Consider the following 6,531-nt stretch of genomic DNA (forward strand, 5'->3'; position numbering starts at 1 on the left):
TTGCTTGGTTTTCGCTTCGGAAATCAGCATGGAATGAGAGACTTCAAAATAGAAATAAGTTTGCAGAATCAATAACAGCAGAACGTGAGGAAGTTGACGATTATATCCCACGAAGCTGAAGACTTCGGGGTTTTACGCTCCTTCCCATAAACAAGATAGAGGCTTCAATGCGGGATTTGTACAAAATAGGGAATGAAACCCAAAAGGTAACTCAAAAATTAAATGAGTTAAAGAGTTGGATTTCAACAGGGGTTGGAAATTTTTAGAAGAAAGTGTTACTCAATGGACGGAATAGACTCATCGAAATTAAGAAGTACACTCTGCCTCACCTGGATTTTGGGGGATGTGCTGCAGTCCATCTCCAGAGCACTCTCGTTAACAATAGAACCGTGGGTTCCGGTGCTTTCAAGGAAAAGTTGAACCTCTTCAACTTCAGGCTCTCGGAAATGATCCATTTCGAAAATATCCATAATAACACTAAAAACGTTTTTGTGTATGTGATCGGTAATCCGAGTCATCGAAAATAAACACGATGCATGAAGTATTAATAATTTACTATAATATGAAAACAGACGAGAAAGAATAGATAAGTTTACTAATATATAATTATTGTACCCGGCATACAGAAACATACGTTCCAACGAATCGGCATTGAAGTAAATAAAAAAACTTGCTGTTTTTTGATAATTTAATTAATCTCATAAATTAATTGATCTTTCCTTAAATATCGCTTTTTACTCAATATAACGGAATTTCAGCACGTCCCTCTTTCAGCCAGAGAAATACCTCCCTTAACCCCGGAAACCGTGTTTCAATTCCGGCAAATATGAGCGCCTCCACCAGCCTGTCTGCCCATCTTAAAAGAAGTGAAAAAAACGACTATTTATAGCGAATATGGTTGAAAGGGTCAGAAATATTTGTAATTTAGACCTCCTGAGCGAAGATAAATGATAAAACCCATAAATTGACCCTATCGAACAAAACTCATTACTAAACCCATAAATTAGCCTTCTTGAGCAAGATAACTGATAAAACCCATAAATTTGTCCCTGGAGCAAAGTTCACTACTAAAACTCATAAATAGTCCTCTTGAGCGCAGCGAAAAGGACTGCGGGCTGTTGCGATTCGAGATCACAGGAAGAGAGGCCCGATAATCCGGATCAAGACACCTACCACAAGAGCAAGGAATATGGTGAAGGTAACAATCATAGCCGTATCCTTTGTTCCAAGCTCATGCTTCAGTACTGCAATCGTTGCCACGCACGGGACATAAATGGTAGTAATAACCGCAAACTGGTACATCTGAAGGGGAGTCATTACAGCTGCGAAGTTGGCTGTGCCTGCAAGTACGGCCAGGATCTGGAGAGCCATTTCCTTTCGGAGAATTCCAAAAACCAGGGCTGTTGCGGCAAAAGCCGGAAGGCCCAGAAGGCCAACAGATACAGGTTCTACAAAGTCCTGGAAGATAGAAAGAAGACCAAGGGCATCGGCGATTCCGAGGAATGCACTCCCTGCAAGCAGCAGCGGAAAAGCGATATATAAAAACTCCCGGCTTTTCATCCAGGTCTTCCTGAGAGTGGATTTCAGTTCAGGTTTTCTGAGAGGGGTCATTTCCATAATGAAGCCGCTTCTCTGGCCTGGAAGGGTTTTTCCGAGAACCCAACCCATCGCTGCAATAATGAGAACATCCAGCACATAGATAGAAACCGCGGGCCAGAAACCAACAAATGTCCCCACAAGTCCCAGGATAATAACTGTCCTTGCAGAGCAGGGAATAAGGGAGATTAGAAGCGAAGCTATCCGCTTTTCCCTCCTGGTGCCAAGGGCATGCACTGCCATTATTGCGGGGACATTGCAACCAAACCCCAGAACCAGAGGGATAACAGCTCTCCCATGAAGCCCGAGCTTGTGGGTCAGGTTATCCAGGAGAAAAGCTGCCCTGGTCAGGTAGCCTGAGTCCTCGAATATGGAAAGGATAGCATAGAAAACTGCAATATACGGGATTGCAATTGCAAATCCGGCTTCCACACCCCGCAGGGAATAAAGAATCAGGTTTCTAAAGATAGGCGCCATGCCAAGAGTCATTGTTTCCACTGGCTGAATCACGTGAGGCTCAAAAAAATCATTCACAATCCAGTTTTCAAGGAAGCCTCCTACCCTGAAGACGAGGAGAAAAGTAAGGAGCAGGGCAGCTATGAGAACCGCAATCCCGAAGTTAGGAGAGGTAAGAACACTGTCTATCCTGTCACGAAATCTTTTTTTCGGTTCGAACACTGAGACAACACTATCTACTATATGCCCGGATTCTCCGTACAGGTCTCTTGCAACGGTATCCGGAACTGAAATTCCGTGCTCAATCTCAAGGTTCTGCCTGAAGCGTCGGGAAGAAGAGAGAATGGCATGGGCTTCAGGCGGCATGCAGCAGAGTTCCACAAACTCGGCATCGTTCAGCAGAGCTGCAATCTTGACACTTTGAGATGAATCAGGAAAAGCATGGTCAAGACCGGACAGAGCCTGGAGAATCCACTGGCTGTACTTTACCCTGTGGTGGTCCTGGACTTTGTCTTTCTCTTCGAGAGCCACGAGCACTACCTCATCAAGCCCTATCCCCCACGTTGCAACAGTGGAGACTACAGGCAGGCCTAAGAGTTCTGAAAGTATTTCCGTATCAATAAGAATTCCGAGCTCTGCTGCCAGATCCACCTGATTTAAGGCAATAACCATAGGGATATCTAGTTCCAGCAGCTGTAGAGTCAAATAGAGGTTTCTCTCAAGCCTGCTTGCATCAAGGACATTGATAATGACATCCGGCTTATCTTCAATAAGAAATCTCTTGGTTACCTTTTCGTCTTCGTTTGCAACCCCGAGAGAATATATTCCAGGCAGGTCAACTACTTCAATGGTCTTGCCTCTGGCATTTACACTTCCTCTTTTAAGCGCAACCGTAGTGCCCGGATAATTGGAAACCTCAACCCCAACTCCTGTAAGCCTGCTGAAAAAAACGCTTTTTCCAACGCTCGGGTTGCCTATGAAGGCCAGTGTCACATCATAAGGAGAATTCTTTTGACCTCTGTTGCCAGAAGTACAGCATGAGCTGGAAATCCCTGTCATGCCTCCATTAATTTTTCCCTGTACATGTAAAGTGCCAGCATCGTCCCTTTTTATGCATTTTTACCTTTAGGAGTGATAAAAATTTTCTTTGCTATATCTCTTCCAAGGGCAATCTCAGACCCAACAACCATGACTGAGATACATCCCTGTTTTTGCTTGCGCCGGACTTCAATATCTTCTCCTGTAAGGATACCAAGAGAGGTTAAACGCTCTTTTGTCTCCCTTGGAAGGGTTACCCTGGCAATCGTACCTGAACTTCCCTCTATCATTTCATCGAGAGGAATGAATCCTTCCTCGCGCTGCAAGTTACTTTTATCGATATTGATTGGGTGTCCGTCGGGGCAGTACTCCGGATTTCCCAGGAAATCGTAAAGTTTCTCAAGCACTGAGTCTGATACCGCGTGCTCAAGCTCGCAGGCTTCCCTGTGGGCTTCCTTCCTGTCAAAATCAAGGACTTCAGCCAGAAAAGTCTCAAGAACCTGGTGTTTCCTCTTGACCCGGATAGCTTCTTCAGCTCCTTTTGTGGTCAATTCGACTCCTTGATAGGGCTTATACTCGACGAACCCCATAGAATGCAATTTTTTGATCATTTCCGTCACACTGGGCGGAGATACATTCAGTTCTTCTGCAATTTGTTTGGTTTTCGCAGGGCTCTGGTTTTTTGTAATAAGGTAAAGAATAGTTTCTAAGTATTCTTCGAGTCGATCTGTATGCATTAACACCATTCCACCAACACATGCCCGAAATTTATCAGGCCAGATAATTAGGACAACCTAAAAAGAATAGGATTACTGAATAAATAGCTTTTGGTTTCGATCTTTCCAAATAAATAGGGGTTGAGAAAGATTTCAAAACCGGAGTTTATCACATGGAATCGGGCAGGAAAAAACAAAATAAAAAATTCAGGAGTCTTGAAGCGTAAGACTTCCTGAAGGTTCCTGAAAGATTTCAGGCGTTGATAGATTTAAGAACTGCAATTTCATTACAGTCCGGAAATTTGGGGCACCTGATGCAACCAGACCAGATTTTCCTGGGAAGGCTGTTTTTATCCACAATATTAAAGCCCAGGGTTTCAAAAAACTCAGGCACATAAGTAAGAGCAAAGACTTCCTTCATATCGAGATCTTTAGCATCCTCAAGACAGGCTGAAACAAGCTGTGTGCCTACTCCTTTTCTTGCACAATCGGGCTTAACTGCGAGAGCAAGGATTTCTGCAAGGTCTTCCCAGACCACATGCAGGGCACAGCATCCCACAACCTCTCCTTCGACCTCACATACATAAAAATCCCTTATGTTCTCGTACATCTCACTAAGGGAGCGAGCAAGCATAAGCTCATCCTTAGAGTAAGTGTTGATGATTTGCTTCATCTCAACAACATCACTTATCCTGGCTTTTCTGATCAATTCCTGTTTCCTCTGAAGCGGCAGTTATGTTTTTTAATAGAAATTATGCTGCATTATAAGCATTTACTGTATTCCAGCTAGGAATAATGTATTTCTAAATAAGAATTTATTCCATAATTTCGGGGCAAGCCTCTCCAATTTGTGGGACACTTCCCATCGGGACACTTCCCATCCATAGTTCAGTCTCTTCTGGATATCGGCTCTTCTCTAACTACATACTTGTTTTACGGACACGGAGAGGGACACAGAGAAGAGATGTCCGGAAGACAAAAGCATGAACTGATAACCTTCTGAAGAAGAAAAGCATCCATACTTACAGAACTTTCCCATGAGATAAACTTTCAAAAACAAGCCTTCAAAAAAGTCAGGGAAAGCAGATTAAGTGAAACATGAATAAAACGGATGCTGCATAAAAGAGATAGAAATTAGCGGGCGCGAAGGGATTCGAACCCCCGACTTACAGCTTAGGAGGCTGCCGCCATATCCGGGCTAGGCCACGCGCCCACAATGCAACTCCCGAAAATACAGCATGTAACAGTATGCTAAAACTGCATTCCAGGTGAAGTATCCATAATACCGGCATAAGATATATATTTAATTATCGCCCGGAGAAGAGAAAAAGCCCCTAAATCCGGGCAAAAAGGAGAGTACAGATAGTTTTGGTATCAAAGTTGAGAGAAAACTTTAATAAACAAGTCCCGGATTTAAAGTTAACCACGTCATAGAAAGAGGTTAACAATGAAGGAAATTGCCACGATGCCCCCTCGGATCAGAGACAAACTCAATAAGGGAATCCCTCTGGACGAAGAGGAAATTATGGAGTTTGCAGTGCTTACCGGGCCCGACCTCTTCGACTTCTTTACCATCGCAAACCGCTTGAGAGCAAAGCTGGGGAACAATGTAGATCTCTGTGCAATTACAAACGCAAAAAGCGGGCGCTGCCCCGAAAACTGCAGGTTCTGTGCCCAGTCAGCTCACCATTGTGCGGAAACCAGGGAATATCCACTGCTAAGCCCCGAGAGGCTCCTTGAAGACGCAAAATACGCTGAAAAGGCCGGAGCACGCCGATTTTCGATAGTCACAAGCGGGAACCGCCTGAAGTTTGAGGAACTTGAAAGCATCCTGGATGCCGTGAGGCTGATAAAAAGCAGGACCGGACTTGAAGTCTGCGCGTCTATCGGAACCCTGAGCCCGGAATCGGCGGGGAAGCTGAAAGAAGCCGGAGTTTCAAGAATCCACCACAACCTGGAAAGCTCTGAAAGCTTTTTCAGGCGCATCTGTAGCACACATACGTATGCCGACCGGATACGGACAATCAGGACTGCAAAGGAAGCCGGGCTTGAAGTATGTTCAGGAGGGATCCTGGGGCTCGGGGAGAGCATGCAAGACCGGATAAAACTGGCCCTTACCCTGAGAGAACTGGACGTAGATGCCGTGCCAATCAACATCTTAAACCCGGTTCCGGGAACTCCGATGGAGAATGCAGCCCCTCTGCCCCCGATGGAGATCCTTAAAAGCATAGCCCTTTTCAGGCTCGTCCTGCCGGAGAAAAATATCAAGCTTGCAGGGGGAAGAGAAAAGAACCTAAGGGACCTGCAGTCCCTTGCCCTTTTTTGCGGGGCCAACGGGTTGATGCTCGGCAACTACCTGACCACTGAAGGGAGAAGTCCGGAAATGGACCTGCAGATGATACGGGATGCAGGACTAAACTTTGAAAACATAAAAACAGGAGAAATGAAAGAATGAAAGGGAAAAACGAAACATACGGCATTGCTCAATCCTCGGAACTTAGAAAAATGGTGTTTGCATCCCTTTTCGCCGCAATGATTGCAGCGGGGGCGTACATCAAAATCCCACTTCCCTTTTCTCCGGTACCGGTTACCATGCAGCCCCTCTTTGTCTTCCTGGCAGGGAGTATGCTTAAGAGCAAATGGGGCACACTCAGCATGTTGATATACACTCTGCTGGGGATTGCAGGACCTGTCTCTTATACACATCTCCGAGCCCACGAGACGT

At 45.1% G+C, this 6,531-nt stretch carries 6 protein-coding genes and 1 tRNA gene; 2 read left to right on the top strand and 5 right to left on the bottom strand.

Annotated elements, in window-relative coordinates:
• Positions 1 to 275: 275 nt before the first annotated feature.
• The 5 genes from EO92_RS13915 to EO92_RS13935 all read right to left on the bottom strand — a co-directional run bounded on the left by EO92_RS13915 (position 276) and on the right by EO92_RS13935 (position 5,019).
• Complete coding sequence (locus EO92_RS13915; protein ID WP_235283345.1) at positions 276 to 455, bottom strand: hypothetical protein; 180 nt, start codon at positions 453 to 455, stop codon at positions 276 to 278.
• A 676-nt stretch (positions 456 to 1,131) separates the two neighbouring features.
• The gene (gene feoB, locus EO92_RS13920; protein ID WP_048172488.1) at positions 1,132 to 3,111 is read right to left on the bottom strand and encodes a ferrous iron transport protein B; all 1,980 of its coding nucleotides are present in this window, start codon (positions 3,109 to 3,111) and stop codon (positions 1,132 to 1,134) included.
• A gap of 50 nt (positions 3,112 to 3,161) precedes the next feature.
• A complete protein-coding gene (locus tag EO92_RS13925; RefSeq protein WP_048172490.1) occupies positions 3,162 to 3,827 on the bottom strand; it encodes a metal-dependent transcriptional regulator in 666 nt (221 codons plus the stop codon).
• Positions 3,828 to 4,059: 232 nt separating this feature from the next.
• Positions 4,060 to 4,515, bottom strand: a complete 456-nt coding sequence (locus EO92_RS13930) for an N-acetyltransferase (protein WP_048131582.1) — start codon at positions 4,513 to 4,515, stop codon at positions 4,060 to 4,062.
• A gap of 429 nt (positions 4,516 to 4,944) precedes the next feature.
• A tRNA-Arg gene (locus EO92_RS13935) sits at positions 4,945 to 5,019 on the bottom strand.
• A 234-nt stretch (positions 5,020 to 5,253) separates the two neighbouring features.
• Between EO92_RS13935 and bioB the strand changes: the two genes are divergently transcribed.
• Together bioB and EO92_RS13945 are read left to right on the top strand one after the other, a co-directional pair.
• Positions 5,254 to 6,261: a biotin synthase BioB gene (gene bioB / locus EO92_RS13940; protein ID WP_048172492.1), complete on the top strand. Its 1,008-nt coding sequence runs from the start codon at positions 5,254 to 5,256 to the stop codon at positions 6,259 to 6,261.
• On the top strand, positions 6,258 to 6,531 hold a 274-nt coding region (locus EO92_RS13945), incomplete at its 3' end, for a biotin transporter BioY (protein ID WP_048172494.1). The genes bioB and EO92_RS13945, both read left to right, overlap by 4 nt.

The organism is Methanosarcina sp. 2.H.A.1B.4 (assembly GCF_000979385.1).
Lineage (GTDB): Archaea > Halobacteriota > Methanosarcinia > Methanosarcinales > Methanosarcinaceae > Methanosarcina.